Consider the following 17128-nt stretch of genomic DNA (forward strand, 5'->3'; position numbering starts at 1 on the left):
AGCCCAAGCGCCGCTGCCGTCGTCCATAGATAAGCCTTTAATCGCCGGGATCAAACTCGCCGAGTTGTTGGCGAAGCCGGTGATAGGCGCCGCGGGCTTGTGCAAGGGCTTGCGGCGTGCCGCGTTCGACGATGCGGCCGGCGTCGAGAACGACGATTTCGTCCATCGCATCAAGGGCGGTGAGCGAATGGGTGATGAGGAGGATGCCCCGCGCGGCCGCCTGCGACATCACGGCCTCAAGTAGGGCGGCTTCGCGCTCGGGGTCGAGGCCCTCGCCGGGTTCGTCGAGGACGAGGAACGGCGCGTCTCTCAGGAGTGCGCGGGCCACATTGAGACGGCGCCGCTCGCCGCCGGAGATCTTCAGCCCGCTCGCCCCGACCATGGTGTCGAGGCCGTCGGGCAGGGCGGCCAGCCAGTCGCCGAGCTGCGCGGTTTTACAAGCGGCGAGAAGGGCTGCGTCGTCGGCGTTCGGGTCGGCGCTCTGGAGGTTTTCGCGGATGGAGGCGTCGAACAGATGGGCGCGCTGGTCGGCAACGGCGAAAAGCGCGCGGATCGTCTCGCCGTCGAAGGCGGCGTAGGGGGTGCCGGAGATCGCGAGAGTGCCGGCGTTCGGGCGCCAGAAGCGGAGCAGCAGGTTGACGAGGCTCGACTTGCCCGACCCGGTCGGGCCGAGGAGCGCGAGTTTGCGGCCGGGGGCGAGGGTGAGGTCGATCCCGTCCAGCACGGCGGGCCGGGGCGCGCCGTACGTGAAGCTGACATCGCTCAGGGTCACGACCGGCTGGTCCGGGAGTGCTGCGGAGGCGGCGGGGTCCGGTGTTGGATTGTCGGCGTCGACCAGTTCGAACAGCCGGCGGGCGGCGGCCTTCACCGTTGGCAGCACCTGCACGGCGAGCGGCAGGGCGGTGACGGCCTCGAAGCTCGCGATGACGAAGAGGGCAAGCATCGCGAGGTTGGCGGGCGCGATGGCGTCTTGCCGGACCAGCGGTGTCGCGATGACGAGCGTCAGCCACAGGGCGGCGTTGGCGGCAAGGCCGGTGAAACCCTGCGTCAGCCCCTGCAGCAGGCTGAGGCGCTTCTGGTCTTCGATCAGGGCACGGCTCAGTTGGTTGGCGCGGGCCGCATGGCTGTCCGCCGCGCCGTAGACCAGCAGTTCGGCGAGGCCGTCGCGGGTCTCGATCAGATGGGTGCGCAGTTCTGCCGCCGTTTCGACCTGCCGTCGCGCCGCATCCCTGCCGAAGCGGTCGGCCAGAAGCGGTGCGCCGATGCCGGCCGCCGCCAGGAGGAGCACTTCGGCAATGCCGAGCGGGATGCTGGTGAGGCTGAGAAAGAGCGCAAAGGCGAGGCCGGCAAAGGCACCGACGGCGGCCGGTACGAGGACGCGCAGATAGAAATTCTCCAGCGTGTCGATATCGGCGCGGATGCGGCTGAACAGATCACCGGCGCGATGGGCCTGCAGGCCGGCGGGGGCGAGCGGTTCGAGGCGTTCGTAGAACCAGACGCGCAGGCGGGCGATAAGACGGAAGGTCACCTCATGTGTCACCAGCCGCTCGCCGTAACGCCCGACCGTGCGTAGGATCGCCATGGCGCGGATGATCGCCGCCGGCGTGAAATAGTTCATCGAGACGCCGGCGACGCCGGCCAATGCCATTGCGGCGATGAACCAGCCGGAGACCGCCATCAGAACCACGTTGGCGAGCAGCGTGACCAGCGACAGCGCGGCTCCGGCGAGCATCCAACCGCGATAGGGGCGCATCAGGACGAGAAGCCGGGTGAGGTCGCTCATGGTCGCGCCTCTTCGTCCGCTTTGGTTTCGCCGTGCCGGGCATAGGCGCTGGCGAGGCGGGAATAGAGTCCACCCTTCGCGACGAGATCGTCATGCCGGCCCTGTTCGATCAGCTGGCCACGGTCGACGACCAGAATGCGATCGGCGGCACGCACGCTCGAAAGGCGGTGGGCGATGGTCAGCGTGGTGCGGTCGCGCGGCAGGGCGGCAAGCGCATCCGCGATCAGTCTTTCGCTCGCCAGATCGAGATGGGCGGTCGGCTCGTCGAACAGCATCAGGGTTGCGGGCTTCAGCAGCGCGCGGGCGAGCGCGATGCGCTGCACCTGACCGCCGGACAGGTCCGCGCCCCGGTCGCCGACATCTGTGTCGAGACCGGCGGGAAGGCGGCCGGTGAATTCATCGACATTGGCTGCCCGCATGGCTTCCTGCAGTGCCGCTGTATCGGCATCGGGCATACCGAGGCGGATGTTGCCGGCGATGGTGCCGAAGAAGAGCGTCGGCGCCTGCGGCACGTAGGAGAGGTGCCTGCGCCAGTGGTCGGGGTCGATGGCGGCAAGCGGCGTGTCGTCGACGAAGATCATGCCGCTGTCGGGTTCGATGAAGCGCAGGACGAGTTGCAGAATGGTGCTCTTGCCGGCGCCCGAAGGTCCGACAAGCGCGATCCGCTCGCCGGGCGCCATCGTAAAGGAGAGGCCCGAGACACCGCTGTCGCGGCCGGCATGGGCGAAGGAGACGTTGTCGAAACGCAAGGTGAACCGGTCCGGCACCACGACGGTCGCGGCCGGGCGCTCGGGCATCTCCAGCGTGGCGATCTCGACGATACGGTCGGCGGCGGCGAGCGCGTCCATGCGGGCGTGATACTGGGTGCCGAGCTGGCGCAGCGGCAGATAGAATTCCGGCGCGAGCAGCAGCGCGAAGAAGCCGCTCAAGAAGGTCATCTCGCCGAACAGCAGGCGAAAGCCGATGAAGACGGCGACGATGGCGATGCTGATGGTGGCGAAGAATTCGAGCGCGAAGGCCGACAGAAACGCGACCCGGAGCACGCCCATCGTGGTCTGGCGGTAGTCCTCGGCGATGCGGCCGATGGTGGCGGCCTCGCGCCGGCTGGCGCCAAAGGCCTTCAGCGTGGCAAGCCCGGCAATGCGGTCGAGGAAGTGGTTGCCCATGCGGGTGAGGCGGTGCCACTGGCGCTGGTTGAGCCGTTCCGCGCCCTTGCCGATGAGGATCATGAACAGCGGGATGAGCGGCGCGGTGACGACGAGCACCAGGCCCGACAGCCAGTCGTTCGGGGCGACCACGACGACGATGACGAGCGGCGCGATCATCGCCGCCGAAACGGCCGGCAGGTAGCCGGAGAAATAGGCCTCGAGCTTTTCGATGCCGTCGGCGAGCGTGGTGACGAGATCGCCGGTGCCCTCGCCGGCGAGCCGTACCGGACCGAGCGCGGTGATGCGGGAAAGAAGGTGTTGGCGTAGCGCCTGCTTGACGGTGGCGGCGGCTGAAAAGGCGGTGCGGGTGGCGGTCGCCGTGACCGCGAAGCGCAGCAGGAACACGATAGGCAGTGCGGCAAGCGGTGCGGTGAGATCGGCAAGGCCCGCGTCCTTGAACACCACGGCGGTGACGATGGTGGCGAGCAGGAAGGCCTGCGCGATGATGAGCAGCGCGGCGGCAAAGGACAGCAGGGCGGCAAGGCGCAGGGGCGCCTTGACCGTTTTCGCGTCGTCCTTGAGAAACCGCGTGCTGTCCATCGATATCACTGTTGGTGAAAAGCGACCGGCCCCACAGGCGGGGCCGGTTTAATTTTCGCGTGCGGGGCGGCGGTCAGGCTGGCTTGTCGCCGCCGTCGCCGTTTTCGCCGAAGCTGTCGTAAGCCTCGTACCACATGACGTTGATGACGCCGATTGCGAGCGCTGCCGTCACGCCGAGGACCCAGGAAAAATACCACATGATTTCAGTGTCCTTTTGCGAGCATCATCCGACCGGAGTGGAACGAGGATCGATAAGATGATGCGGTAAAACAACAAGATTGAGCGCCGATCCGATTCACTCGGATCGGCTAGCGCATCAGTAGGCCGAGTGGCTGCGGTTCTGGATTTCGGCAACCGTGACCTTGCCCCACATGCGGGCGTAGCACCACACGGTGTAGGCCAGCACGATGGGCAGGAAGATCACCACCGCCCAGAACATCACCGTCAGGGTGAGGTGGCTCGACGGCGCGTCCCAGATCGTCAGGCTCGAGGAGGGATTGCTGCTCGAGGGCATGACGAAGGGGAACATCGACAGGCCGGCGGTGGAGATGATGCCGGTCATGCCGAGGGCGCTGAAGGTGTAGGCGAAGCCGGGCCGCGATGCGCGTGACAGGAGCACGGCGAGCGCGGTGGCGGCGAGGCCCGTGACGGGCGCCAGGATGGCGATCGGGAACTGGCTGTAGATCGCCAGAAGAGCGCCGCTGTCACGGACCACCTCCTTGGCCAACGGGTTCGGCAGGGCATCGAGCGGCGGTTGGCTGACGATGCGGTAGCCTTCGATGCCGCCAAAGAGGATCCACACCCCGCCGAGCGCGAACAGGACGACGGTCGCGAAGCCGGCATAGGTCGCGGCCTTTCTCGCCCGCTCGGCGAGCACGCCTTCGGTTCTGAGCTGCAGCCACAGCGCGCCGTGCAGGGTCAGCATGGCGACGCTGACGAGGCCGGCGAGAATGGCGAACGGGTTGAGCAGCGGCAACAGGGCGAAGATGAAGCTGCCCTCGTAGTGGGCCTTGAGGAACTGGTCGAGGTGGAACGGCACGCCCTGAAGGAGGTTGCCGAAGGCGACGCCGAAGATCAGCGAGGGGATCGCGCCGCCGACGAACAGGCCCCAGTCCCAGCGGTTGCGCCATTTCGGATTGTCGATCTTGGAGCGGTAGTCGAAGCCGACCGGGCGGAAGAAGAGCGCGAACAGCACCAAGAGCATGGCCATGTAGAAGCCGCTGAAGGCGGCCGCATAGACCGCTGGCCAGGCGGCGAAGATGGCGCCGCCGGCGGTGATCAGCCAGACCTGGTTGCCGTCCCAGTGCGGGCCGACCGTGTTGATGATGACGCGGCGTTCCTCGTCGGTCTTGCCGAGGAAGGGCAGCAGGTTTCCGACGCCCATATCCATGCCGTCGGTGATGGCGAATCCGATCAGCAGCGCACCGACCAGCATCCACCAGATGAGTTTCAGGGTCTCGTAATCGAGCAACATGATCCGTGTTCCTTTGCGGTCGGCGGCTATTCGGCCGGCTGAGCGGTCTGTTCGTGGTGGTAGCGGCCGGTGTGGAGCGAACTCGGACCGAGGCGCGCGAACTTGAACATCAGCCAGACTTCGATCACCAGGAGGAAGGTGTAGAAGCCGATGAAGCCTGCCAGCGAGAAGATGAGGTCGGTGGTGGTCAGCGCCGATGTGGCGAGGAAGGTCGGCAGGATTTCACCGATCGCCCAGGGCTGACGGCCATATTCGGCGACGAACCAGCCGGTCTCGATGGCGATCCAGGGCAGCGGGATCGCCCAAACCAGCGCCCACAGCAGCCAGCGCTTTTCCTCGATGACGCGGCGGGCGTTGTAGTAGAAGGCAGCCGCGAACAGGGCGAGCATGGTGAAGCCGGCGGCGACCATGATGCGGAAGGTCCAGAACAGCGGCGCGACCGCGGGGATCGCGTCTTCCGCCGCCTGGCGGATCTGGGCGTCCGTTGCCTCTGCCGGGTTCTCGGCATAGCGCTTCACGAGCAGGCCGTAGCCGAGATCGGCGCGGTGCTGTTCGAACAGCGCCTTGACCGGGTCCGATTTGTCGCCGGCGCGCAGTTTCTGCAATTCGCCATAGGCGATGATGCCCGAGCGGACCCGCTGTTCGGCATGGTCGACCAGATCGTTCAGCCCGGTGACCTGCTTGTCGAGGGAGCGGGTGGCGATGAGGCCGAGCGCGTAGGGGATCTTGATGGCAAAGTCGGTGGTCTTCGTCTCGTCGTTCGGCAGGCCGATGACGGTGAAGGCGGCCGGGGCTTCGACGGTGTGGTACTCGGCCTCGATGGCGGCGAGCTTGACCTTTTGCACATCGCCGAGCTCGTAGCCGGATTCGTCGCCGAGCACGATCACCGAAAGGGCGGCGGCCAGGCCGAAGCCGGCGGCGACCGAAAACGAGCGCTTGGCAAAGGCGAGATCACGGCCCTTCAGCAGGTACCAGCTCGAAATGCCGATGACGAACATGGAGGCGGCGACATAGCCGGCAGCCACGGTGTGGATGAACTTCACCTGGGCGACCGGATTTAACACGACCTCCCAGAAATTCGTCATCTCCATACGCATGGTCTCGTAGGAGAATTCCGAGCCGACCGGGTTCTGCATCCAGCCATTGGCGATCAGGATCCACAGTGCCGACAGGTTGGTGCCGACGGCGGTCAGGAACGTGACGGTGAGATGCTGGCGCTTGGTCAGCTTGTCCCAGCCGAGGAAGAACAGGCCGACGAAGGTCGATTCCAGGAAGAACGCCATCAGGCCCTCGATCGCCAGCGGCGCGCCGAACACGTCGCCGACATAATGCGAGTAGTAGGAACAGTTGGTGCCGAACTGGAACTCCATGGTCAGGCCGGTGGTGACGCCGAGGGCGAAGTTGATGCCGAACAGCTTGCCCCAGAACTTGGTCATGTCCTTGTAGATCTCTTTGCCGGTCATGACGTAGACCGACTCCATGATCACCAGGATCCAGGTCATGCCGAGGGTCAGCGGCACGAACAGGAAGTGGTAGAGCGCGGTCGCGGCGAACTGCCAGCGCGACAGGCTCACGAACAATTCGTCATAGATGGGTTCCACGGAACGCCTCCAATCTTTGTGGCGAAGAACGTCGATGATCGAGGCTCGGCGTTCGTCGAAACCAACTGCTTCCGGGTCCGGAGCCGAAATGGTCCGGGCGGGGTCGAGGAATGAGGTGGAAGGGCGAGACGGCGCCGGGGGGACGCGCCGCTCGCCGCTCCGGAAAGGCGGCTAGGCCCGATGGCTGCAGCCGCAGCCGCCTTCGTCGTGATGGTGGTCGTGGTCGTGATCGTCGGCCTCGGCGCCCGGCGGCGGCAGGGCCTCGCCGCGCACGAAGTAGGCGACTGCCTCGAGCGGGTCGGTCATGCCGGTGCGCACGACCTGAACGCCGCGGCGGGCCATCTTGCCGACGAAGCCGTCGCCGCAGCCGCCGGTGATCAGCACGTCGAGCGCGTCGAGCGGATGCGGCGCATAGGGGTTGGCCTCATGCATGGACTCGGTCTTCGGCAGATCGATGCGGTCGATCTCGGCGAAGTTGTTGTCGCCCTCGACCGCATAGACGAAAAACCGCCGGGCCTTGCCGGCATGGCCGGTGATGGTGCGAAAATTCTGGCTGCTGACGCCAATTTTCATTTCTCTTCTCCAGATTGCGTTGCCGCCGGGCTGCGTATTCCTGACCCGTTGTTGGAACGCGGGAACGAAGCCCCGTGTTCCCGCTCATGTGCGCCTTTGCAGGCGGAACAGGAGCGGTGTCAGGAAAGGCAGGCATCCGCACCCAAAGGTGCCGGGGCCGCTATTCGAACCCGTTTTTGCGCCTCGCGGGAAAAAACGCATTGAAAATTGTCAATGGTCCCGATCGGGACCGTTTCCGGCTTTCGTTTGCAAGTTGCGCTCGCCGCGTCCTTGCCCCTACGCTGGGCAAAATGGCGAACCGGGTTCGGCTTGCGGGGGAAACGATGTTCAGGTTCTTGGGTGTTCTGGTTGCGTTGGCGCTGGCGGCTTGCTCGGAGGAGCCGGCGCCGGTCGAAAAGCCCGTTCGGGCGCTCAAGACCTACACGGTTTCCGAGGCCGAACGGGCGACCGTGCGGCGCTTTCCCGCCGTGCTCGAACCGGCCGAGCTCAACATCCTTTCCTTCGAGGCGGCCGGCAAGCTCCAGCAACTCGGTCTGAGCGTCGGGCAGCGGCTTTCCGCCGGCGAGGAAATCGCCCGGCTCGATCCGGCCTCGCTGATCCTGCAGGTGGAGACGGCGCAAGCCGGCGTCGAGGAAGCGACGGCGGCGGCGGAAAACGCGGCCGACACGCTTGGCCGGCAGGAAGAGCTGATGCGGCGCGGCGCCACCACCCAGGCCAATGTGGACGACGCCAAGACCAAGGCGCGGACCTCGGCGGCGTCACTCGCGCAGGCGCGGAAATCGCTCGAAAGTGCCGAACAGAACCTCGACAAGTCGGTGCTGAAGATGCCGTTTGACGGCGTCATCAATTCCGTCGACGTGGTGTCGTTCTCGACGGTCAGCGCGGGGACGCCGATCGCCTCGGTCTATCCGGCCGACAGGTTCGAGGTCTCGTTCTCGGTCAATTTCGACACGGTGAACCGGCTGGTCGTCGGCAAGCCGGCGAAGATACGCCTCGCCGACCGGCCCGATATCACGCTGGACGCCGTGGTCAGCGAAATCGGTTCGCGGGCCGACTCGGTGTCGAGCTTTCCCGTCGTCATGGAGCTACGTGAGACCCATCCGCTGCTGAAGGCCGGCATGGCGGTCGAGGCGGCGCTGGAGTTCGAACTGCCGGCGGAACAGGGCTATCGCATCCCGCTCTCGGCCTTCATCAAGGATGGCCACAGCGGTGAGCGGGCGACGCCGGATTCGCCGGCCAGGATGGGCATCTTCGTCTATGACGCGGCGAGCGGCACGGTGAAACGGCGCGACGTCGCCGTCGGCGGCGTCATCGACAATTCGCTGATCGTGATTGACGGCCTCGCGCCGGGCGACAAGGTCGCCTCGGCCGGCGTTTCCTTCCTCGTCGAGGGCCAGAAGGTGAAGCTTCTCCAGGACGGGGAGTAGCGTCGATGGATCAGCTGACACGTTTCGGGATCGAGAAATCCCGCTTCACCCTTCTTGTCATGATCGGTCTCCTGCTGTTCGGGCTGATCAGCTATGTCGCCCTGCCGAAGCGGGAAAACCCGGCGATCACCATCCGCAGCGCGATTGTGACGGCGCAGTTTCCTGGTATGGCGCCGGAACGGATGGAAGATCTGATCGCCGTCCCGCTGGAACGGGCCGCGCGCGAGATCGGCGAGGTCGAGGATATCTCGACCCGGGTGATGAACGGATCGGCGACACTGACCATCGCGTTGTACAATGCGACGCCGGCGAACAAGCTCGACACCGTGTTCCAGGACATCCGCAACAAGATGGAGGAGGCGAAAGCCGACTTGCCGGACGGCACACGCGGGCCCTTCGTCAACACCAATTACGGCGATGTGGCGATCGCGACGATCGCGGTGACCGGCGAAGGGTTCTCGTATCGCGAGTTGTTCGACGCGGCCGACGATTTGCGCCAGGGCCTGTTCAAAATCCGCGGCATCACCAAGGTCTCGATCAGCGGCGAGCAGGAGGAGCGCGTCTGGCTGGAAATCGACAGCCGGCGGCTGGCGGCCATCGGCGTGCAGCTCGAAAAGGTGATCAACGATCTGCGCGACCAGAACGTCATTCTGCCGGCCGGCGAATTCGACGCCGACGGTGAGACCATCGTGCTCGAGGCGAACGGCAATCTGGAATCGCTCGACGAACTGGGCGGCGTGCTGACCCGGCTCGAGGGCTCGGGCGATATCGTGCGGCTGCGCGATCTGATGACGGTGCGGCGCGGCTATGTCGATCCGCCGGTCAAGCCGATCTATTTCAACTGTCAACCGGCCGTGCTCGTCAGCGTGGAGATGGCCAACGACCGTGATATCCAGAAGATCGGACGGTCCCTGTCCAAGGTGATCCCGGAGCTCGAACAGGCCCAGCCGATCGGCATCGGCTATCAGGTCTCGACCTTCCAGGCGACCAATGTGACGATCGCGATCAACGGCGCGCTGTCGAATGTGGCGCAGACCTTCCTCGTCGTCCTTGTGGTCATTCTCGTCTTCGTCGGCTTGCGGCCGGCGCTGATCATCGCCAGCATCGTGCCGTTCACCGTCACCTTCGCGCTGATCGGCATGTCCTACTACGGCATCGATCTGGAGCAGATCTCGATCGCGGCGGTGATCATTTCGCTTGGACTTCTCGTCGACAACGGGCTCGTGGTGGTCGAGGATATCGACACGGCGATCCGCAATGGCGTGCCGCCAAGAGAAGCGGCGATCCAGGCAGGCGGTCAGTTCTTCATACCGCTGGCGGTTGCCTCGGTCACCACGGTCGCGGCCTTCGTGCCGATGTTCCTGCTCGAAGGCACCAATGGCGAATTCGCCTTCTCGCTCGGCGCGGTGGTTGCCATCATGCTGGTCGGCTCGTGGCTGACGGCGCATTACGTGCTGCCGTACCTGGCGGCGAATTTCCTCAGCGGCGGGCCGGCCGGCGAGGAAAAGGAAAGCCGTGCGATCGCGCTCTATGGCGGGCTGGTGCGACGCAGCCTTCCCTGGGGGATCCCGGTGCTGATTGCCAGTTTCGCGCTGGTGTTCTTCGGCGTGTCGATGTTCGGCAAGCTGAAGTCGGAGATGTTTCCGCTCAGCGAGCGCTCGGAATACCTGATCTATCTCGACCTGCCGAAGGGCGCCTCGATCAAGAAGACGCGCGACGAGGCGCTCGCTGTCGATGCCTGGCTGCGCGACAGTGAGGCCAATCCGGATGTGCTCAACACGACGATCTTCGTCGGCGATGGCGGGCCGCGCTTTTATCTGGCGCTGCCGCCGGCTGACACGGATCCGGCGAGCGCGTTCATTCTGGTCAACACGAAATCGGTCGAAGGCGCGGTTTCGGGGGCTGAGCGCGCGCGCGGCTATCTGTTCGAAAACCAGCCGGCGGTACGTGCCCGCGTCACCCGCCTGTCGATGGGCGGAGGCGAGTCCGGCATCGTCGAGGTCGCCATCACCGGGCCCGACGCCAATGTGATGCTCGATGCGGCGCGGGCGGTGGAAGCCGGATTCGCCGAGCTCCCCGGCATCGTCCTCAACGAGAACGACTGGGGCAACAAGACGCTCACGCTCGGTATCGATATCCTGCAGGAAAAGGCGCGGGAACTCGGAACCACGTCCCGGAAGATTTCCGACGCCCTCAATACCTTCTTCTCCGGCACGGCCTATTCGTCGTTCCTTGAGGGATCGGATTCGATCCCGATCGTGGTGCGCGCGGAAGAATCCTTCCGTGACAGTCTCGGAGATCTGGCCAATCTCTCGGTTTCGACGAGCAAGGGCCTGGTTTCGCTCAACCAGGTGGCGGTCATCGTACCGAAGCTCGAATTCTCGCAGATCCGACGGGAAAACCAGGTCCGGCAGATCACCATTTCGGGCAAGAGCGAAACCCTCTCGGCCGCCGAGGTCGAGGACCGGATCCAGCCGGTTCTCGATGGTCTCGGGCTCGGCCCTGCCTATACGGTCAGCATCGGCGGCGAGAGCGAGAACGCGGCCGAGGCCAATGCCGACCTTCTGGCCGGGATGCCGATCGCGATCATGATCATGATCGCGGCGCTCAGCTTCCAGTTCAATTCGTTCCGCCGGGTGCTGCTGACCTTCCTGACGATCCCGCTGATCATCGTCGGCGCGCCGCTGGCGCTGCTGGCGACCGGCCAGCCGCTCTCCTTCTTCGCCATTCTCGGGCTCATCTCGCTGATGGGCATCATCATCAACAACGCCATCGTGCTGATCGACCAGATCGACATCGAGCGTCAGGAGATGAGCGTCGACGACGCCATCGTTGCGGCGGCGGGCAAGCGGGTCCGGCCGGTGTTGCTGACCTCGCTGACGACGGTGCTCGGGCTGATGCCGATGGCGCTGATGGGTGGCGCGCTGTTCGAGCCGATGGCGACCTTGATGATCGGCGGCTTGCTGCTTGCTTCGCCGCTGACGCTGATCTTCGTGCCGGTCGTCTATCGGCTGCTGCTGTCGGGCAAAGGTGGGGCTGCGCGGGGCGCGGTTGCGGAAGGTGAGGCGGCGGAAGGTGAAGTCGTCAGGACTGGGGCCTGACGGGTCCATTTGCCGGAGATCAAGGACGGCTCGCGTGTGCGGGCGTCCAATAGTTGCCATCTCGACGGGTACGGGACGTGTCATGGCGAGATTTTGCGGACAATGCGGCGAAGCGCTCGGACCAGGCGACAGGTTCTGCGGGACCTGTGGCGCACCGGTCGAGGCGACCGCCGATCCGCCGGTTCCGGAACCTGCGCCGCGCGCGGAGCCATTTGCCGAGTCGGCCTCGCAAGCGGCCATGCCTGCTTCGCCCGCCGCGCCTCCTCGTCCTGTCACGCCCGAACTTGCCGGCCCGGCGCCGATCCTGCTCGCGCTCATTCTCGGCGCAAGCTGGGGCATCGGCTGGGCGGCGGGCGTCGTCGCCAGCAATGTGATTTTCCACTTGCTCGGGGCCTACTATCTCTACTCGCCGTTGACGGTGGATCCGTTCTTCGTGCGCGGTCTTTTCGGTTTTGCCGGCGGGTTCGGGGCGGCGATCGGTTCGGCGATGCTTGCCGGGCGCGCCGACATCTTGCCGCGCGTCCTCGCCGCGGTGCTGCTTGCTTTCGCCTGGGTCGGGGCCTTCGTCGTGGCCGCCGTGGTCTCGGTGGTGTTCGCCGAACCGCTCGGCCCGTCCGGGCTCGACCTTCTCACCATCGTTTTCCTCGCCGGATCGGCAGCGATTTTCGCGGCTCTGTTCACGCGCCCGCGTGCCGATGGTGGACGTAGCGCTCCGGCCAGCAAGATCTCGCTTGTCTGGGCCGCGAGCGCGCTCATCGTCGCATTGGTCGAGAGCCTCGTTCAGTAGCTTGGTATCTGTTCACGCTTCGGGGGCGAGCGGCGCGCCGCATTGGGTGCAGAATTTCGCGCCCGGCCTGACGGTGGCGCCACAGGCGCCGCAGACCGGTGCCGGCGGTTTTTCCGCAACGGGCGGCAGCGGGTGGCCGCATGAGGTGCAGAATTTCTGTGTCGGCGAACGAGCCGCGCCGCAGTTCGGGCAGGTCGGTTCGTTGGTTGGGGGAGCCTCGGCTTCGACAATCATCCTCGGTTCCGGGATCAACTCTGGTTCCGGGATCAGGCTCGCGCCGCACAACAGGCAGTGGCTCTGGTAGCCGACATTTGGCTTGCCGCAGCGGGTGCAGCGGCTGCGGGTCCATTTCGGGTCGTCGCCGTTTTCATGGCCGCGCGGCATCGCTCAGTTCCCCCTCGTCCACGGGTTCCGGCGGTAGGAATCGGCAAGATAGCGTCGCTGTTCGCGCTCGCCTTCGGTTTTGGCTTCATCGATGAACTGATCAAGGGTGCCGGCTTCGCCGTTCATGCGCGCCTCGTTTTCGAGATAGGTCCGCGTCACCGGGCCACCGACCTTGTCGCGCCAGTCCTTGATCCATTTGTCCTCGGGCACGATCACGTTGCGCTTTTCCTGCATGCCCTGCCAGAAGTCGATCACGTAGCGCTCGCCGTTCGGCAGGATCACCTTGTTGGCGACATGGTTGGAGAGGCCATTCTCGTTCATGGTGATCTTTTCGATGAAGACCTGGTCGCCGAAGCGCTTCTTGATCAGGTCGGCGCTCCACTTCTCGCCCCAGTCGACGAACTCGCCGCACTGGCCGCCCTTGTAGTCGGACCACGCGCCGACGAAGGGCCATTTGAGGACGTCGAGTGTGCGGCGCTGGAACCAGCCGGCCCAGTTCTTGATCTTGCTGGGCAGCGAGCCGTTCATGACGAAATAGCCCTCGCGGATCTTGTCGGCGATGAGTTTGTCGATGTCCTTTCGCAGATCGAAGAGGTTCTGCCGGATTTCGGTGTCGCGTTCTTCCTCAGGCGTGATCGGCGGCTCGCGCGGTGGCGGCTGTTGCGCAGGCGGCTGCTGGGTCGGGGGTTGCTGCGTAGGGGGCTGCTGGTCAGGCGGTTGCTGATCCGGTGGCGGCTGTTGATCCGGGGGTCGGATGGGCGGCTGTCGGTCGGGCGGTTTGCTGTCGGGAGGCTTGCTGTCTGGCACCTTGCTGTCTGGCGGCGTGCGGTCGTCGGGTTTCTCAGGCGGTTTCTCAGGCTTGTCGGGCGGCCGGGTCGTGTCGTCGGTGCGCTGCGGCACGGTGTCGGACGGCACGGCGATCGCGTAGTGGCCGGTCGGCTTGGTGCCGTCGAGGTCGCCGGCATAGCCCTGCAGGCCGGGGCCGCTCGAACTGTGCATGGCGGCGAGGAAGTCCTCGAATTTCTTCGTGCCCTCGTGCGTCTTGTCCTTGATGTATTCGTGTTTGATCAGCCAGCGTTCGGCATCGGGACCGCTCAGGATGGTGAGGTCGCCCGTGCCGGAATCCGGGGGCGGCGCTGTCGATGAGGTTGATGAGGCTGCGCTGGTCGCGGAGGCGGCAGTGGAACCTGCGGCTTGCGTCGCGGCTGTCGACGGTGTTCCGGCGGCAGAACTTGCGGCGGCAGAACTTGCGGCGGACGTGGCGGCTGCTGCGGCGGCGGACTGGGTCGCGGCGGCGGCAGCGGCCATGCCGAAACCGGCGAGAAGCTGCATCAGCGCGTTGGCGATCGCGGCCGCCGTTGCCGGATCGTCGGTCAGGGCTGATGGGACACTGCCCTGATAGTCAAGCTGGGCGAGCCGTCCATCGACAAGGGCAAGGATGCGGCGGCCGGACTCGGGTACGCCATAGCGCCGGCAGGTGTTGATGTCAGGGTCCTCGTCGCTGGCGCCAAAGGCCTGCGAGCGACGCGTCAGGGTGTGGCCGACGATATAGGTCCAGTTGCCGCGGGTCTTCATGACCAGATAGCCGCATTCATAGACCACGCCGAAACAGGCTTCGCCGCACTCGACGCTGCTCATGGTGAACTCGCCGCCCGGCAAGCGGGTGCCGCTGCCGGGTTGCCCAAGCGAGATGCCGGCCTGGCTCAGCAAGTTGAAGAAGGTGAATTTGACGGTACGCAGCACGCCGCCCATCACCAGCGAGCTTGCCGGCGAATAGGACAGCGCGACGAAGGTTTCCGAGCGCAGGGTGCTGCTCATTTGCGCGGTGTAGCGGTTGGCGCCGACATCGACACCGCTGCCGAAGCTGAGCGCGCCGAGATCGATGTTGCCGGGCAAGCGCATGTCAGGCCGGATGCCGCGCCGCCAGTCGAGATGGTCGACGCGAACATTGACCGGGCGGAAATCGTTTGCCTGAAGCACAACGTCCGCGGCCTGCTGGGCGCTGGTGACGACGAAAGCGGCAAGCGCGGTGGTCAACGCCAGCGATGTGGCGAGCAGCGCGCCCGCGACCGGCATCAGCCAACTCGAGGCAATGCGGCTTGCGCGCGCCGGGCGAGGCGCGCCACGGCGAAGCAGCAACACCATATGCAGTGCGACGACGACGGCGGTGGTGAAGCCGCCGGAGATCAGCCCGAAATCGGCGATCTGGCGCAGCCCGATCATGCCCGAGAGGTGGGTGACGCCGTTGGTCAGTACCCAGAACAGCAGATAGGGCCAGGTCTGTCTGGCGAAGGTCAGCCCGTTCTCGGCAAAGACCCTGTGGGTTCGCCCGAGCAGCAGGCCGATGACGGCACCGGCTGCGGCGGCACCGAGCGGGAGTTCCGGCGTGGCGGGCGGGAAGATGGCGAGCTGCATGGCGTAGCAAATCGCTGCCATCAGCGCCGGCAGCAGGCAGGTCAGCAGCGTCAGCGGGAAGGCACGGCGATAGGCGCGGACCACATTGCGGCCGGCATAGAGCAGCATCAACGCCGTGCCGATCACCGCATTGAAAAGGGTAATCAGCATCAGCACGGCCATGATGATGACCGCGATGATGATCTGGCGGACGATGCTGCCGAAACCGGTTGCCGTGGTCGATCGGGCCATGGGCCTCGTCCCTCCGCAGCGGTTCAACCGAATGCTCCATAGGACGCCGTTTTCACGCGTTTCGCATTGTTGCAAATCAAAGCCGGCCGGGGCCTCGTAGGCGGCGCTTCCGCTGAACTCGGTGACAATCGGACATATTGAACGACGGGGTGCGCCCGTGGCACCATTCGCTCAGGCGTTTCGGCAGGGTTTGCCGCATGTGCGGGGCCTGATAAGCCGGCGGTTCGAGTTTGCTCCCGCCGCGTGCGCCGCAACGGTCGGAGTTCCGACGATGAAAAGATTTCTTTCCCTGTTTCCGATTGTCCTCGCCGTCGTGTTCGGCTTCGCCGCGCCGGCCGCCGCTGTGGCGAAGAGCGACGGGGCGTTGCTGGCCGAGCTCCGCGCCGCGACCAGCGATGAGGTCGCCGCAGATATCCTTGAAGCGCTAGCCGAACGCCATTCGGAGCCGGTGCGTGTGGCGCTCGAAGCGTTGATCACCGATGAGATGCGCACGGATACGGTGCGCATGCAGGCGATCTGTGCGCTGGGCGGTTCGGCGACAAGCGAAAGTGTGCCGCTGCTGCTCGCGGTGCTGGAAGAGGATCTCGAAAAACGGCGCGGCTTCTGGGCCTGCGCCATCCCCGTTCTCGGCCAGATTGGCGACCGCCGCGCGGTGCCACTATTGAAGACAATCGGCGATCTGAACGAAGAGCATCTTGCCGGGATGGATCACATGGCGATCGCGGCGCTGGCATCCTTTGCCGGTGCCGAAGACGTCGACTACCTCGAGCGAAAGGCGCAGGTCTGGGGCGTGCGGCGGGCGGTGTTCTCCGCGTTGGCGCGGATCGCGTCGCCGTCGTCCGCCGATATCCTCGTTGCCGGGCTTTCTTCGCAGGAAGAGGCGGAAATCATCGACGCGGCGATGGCCGGTCTGCTCGCCATCGGCCCGGCGGCCCGGCCGGCGCTCAAGGCCGCTCTCAACTCCGAAGGCGGCGATGATGCCTTTCGCGCGCGGGTCGAGGAGCTTCTGAAGCTGATCAACTGACAGGCCGGGGCAATCTCATGCGCATTGTCCGGTTCATTCTGCTCATGATTGCGGTGTTGATGCTTGCCGGCGGCGCCTATGCGCTGTGGCCGGAACCGGCATTGCCCGAAGGGGTTCGCGCCGACCGCATCGTGGTGGAGAAATCCGCGCGGCGGCTGACCTTGATGCATGGCGGCACGTCGCTGAAAAACTACCGTGTTTCACTTGGGGGCGCGCCGGCCGGTCCCAAGGAGCGACAGGGCGACGAACGCACGCCCGAAGGAAGCTACCGGATCGACTGGCGCAATGCGGCGAGCAAGTTCCACCGCGCCCTGCACGTCTCCTATCCCGATGCAAAAGACCGGCAAAACGCCCGCCGGCTCGGTGCGTCGCCGGGCGGCCATATCATGATCCACGGCATCGCCAACGGGTACGGCTGGATCGGCCGCTTTCACCGCTTCTACGACTGGACGAATGGCTGCATCGCCGTCACCGACGCCGAAATCGAGGAGATATGGCGGGCGGTGCCGGACGGCACGCCGATCGAAATTGTTCCCTAGAGCGCTTTCCCAAAAAGTTGATAGACTTTTTGGATAAGAAA

The 17128-nt window shown here is 65.4% G+C and carries 12 protein-coding genes and 1 pseudogene; 6 read left to right on the forward strand and 7 right to left on the reverse strand.

From position 1 onward, the window contains the following. Positions 1-37 precede the first annotated feature (37 nt). The 6 genes from cydC to C0606_08670 form a co-directional block, all read right to left on the reverse strand. Complete coding sequence (cydC, locus tag C0606_08645) at positions 38-1783, reverse strand: thiol reductant ABC exporter subunit CydC (GenBank protein PLX38273.1); 1746 nt, start codon at positions 1781-1783, stop codon at positions 38-40. Then, positions 1780-3531: a thiol reductant ABC exporter subunit CydD gene (gene cydD / locus C0606_08650; GenBank protein PLX38274.1), complete on the reverse strand. Its 1752-nt coding sequence runs from the start codon at positions 3529-3531 to the stop codon at positions 1780-1782. Before cydD ends, cydC begins: the two co-directional genes overlap by 4 nt. 73 nt (positions 3532-3604) lie before the next feature. Then, entirely contained in the window at positions 3605-3730 is a 126-nt protein-coding gene (locus tag C0606_08655) for a cytochrome bd-I oxidase subunit CydX (GenBank protein ID PLX38275.1), read from the reverse strand. 117 nt (positions 3731-3847) lie between these two features. Beyond that, a complete protein-coding gene (gene cydB / locus C0606_08660; GenBank protein PLX38276.1) occupies positions 3848-5005 on the reverse strand; it encodes a cytochrome d ubiquinol oxidase subunit II in 1158 nt (385 codons plus the stop codon). Between the two features lie 26 nt (positions 5006-5031). Beyond that, positions 5032-6597 (reverse strand): cytochrome d terminal oxidase subunit 1, encoded by a 1566-nt coding sequence (locus C0606_08665; protein ID PLX38764.1) that lies wholly within the window; start codon positions 6595-6597, stop codon positions 5032-5034. A 180-nt stretch (positions 6598-6777) separates the two neighbouring features. After that, the gene (locus C0606_08670; protein PLX38277.1) at positions 6778-7179 is read right to left on the reverse strand and encodes a nitrogen fixation protein; all 402 of its coding nucleotides are present in this window, start codon (positions 7177-7179) and stop codon (positions 6778-6780) included. Positions 7180-7265: 86 nt separating this feature from the next. Between C0606_08670 and C0606_08675 the strand changes: the two genes are divergently transcribed. The 3 genes from C0606_08675 to C0606_08685 all read left to right on the forward strand — a co-directional run bounded on the left by C0606_08675 (position 7266) and on the right by C0606_08685 (position 12494). Continuing rightward, on the forward strand, positions 7266-8606 hold the full coding sequence (locus C0606_08675; GenBank protein ID PLX38278.1) for a hypothetical protein: 1341 nt from the start codon (positions 7266-7268) through the stop codon (positions 8604-8606). Positions 8607-8611: 5 nt separating this feature from the next. Continuing rightward, entirely contained in the window at positions 8612-11707 is a 3096-nt protein-coding gene (locus C0606_08680) for an AcrB/AcrD/AcrF family protein (protein ID PLX38279.1), read from the forward strand. A gap of 82 nt (positions 11708-11789) precedes the next feature. Beyond that, positions 11790-12494, forward strand: a complete 705-nt coding sequence (locus C0606_08685; protein PLX38280.1) for a hypothetical protein — start codon at positions 11790-11792, stop codon at positions 12492-12494. Positions 12495-12506: 12 nt separating this feature from the next. On the opposite strand, the gene C0606_08690 is transcribed toward C0606_08685, so the two are convergent. After that, positions 12507-12878 carry a hypothetical protein gene (locus C0606_08690; GenBank protein ID PLX38281.1) on the reverse strand — a complete coding sequence of 124 codons (372 nt, stop codon included), beginning with the start codon at positions 12876-12878 and terminating at the stop codon, positions 12507-12509. 640 nt (positions 12879-13518) lie between these two features. On the opposite strand from C0606_08690, the pseudogene C0606_08695 reads away from it, so the two are divergent. The 3 genes and pseudogenes from C0606_08695 (at position 13519) to C0606_08705 (ending at position 17087) form a co-directional block, all read left to right on the forward strand. Next, a pseudogene (locus C0606_08695) lies at positions 13519-13602 on the forward strand (YlbF family regulator). A 2193-nt stretch (positions 13603-15795) separates the two neighbouring features. After that, entirely contained in the window at positions 15796-16548 is a 753-nt protein-coding gene (locus tag C0606_08700; GenBank protein PLX38282.1) for a hypothetical protein, read from the forward strand. Positions 16549-16565: 17 nt separating this feature from the next. Next, complete coding sequence (locus tag C0606_08705; GenBank protein ID PLX38283.1) at positions 16566-17087, forward strand: hypothetical protein; 522 nt, start codon at positions 16566-16568, stop codon at positions 17085-17087. The last annotated feature ends 41 nt before the right edge of the window (positions 17088-17128 follow it).

Source organism: Hyphomicrobiales bacterium (assembly GCA_002869065.1).
Classification (GTDB): Bacteria; Pseudomonadota; Alphaproteobacteria; order Rhizobiales; family Rhodobiaceae; genus Rhodobium.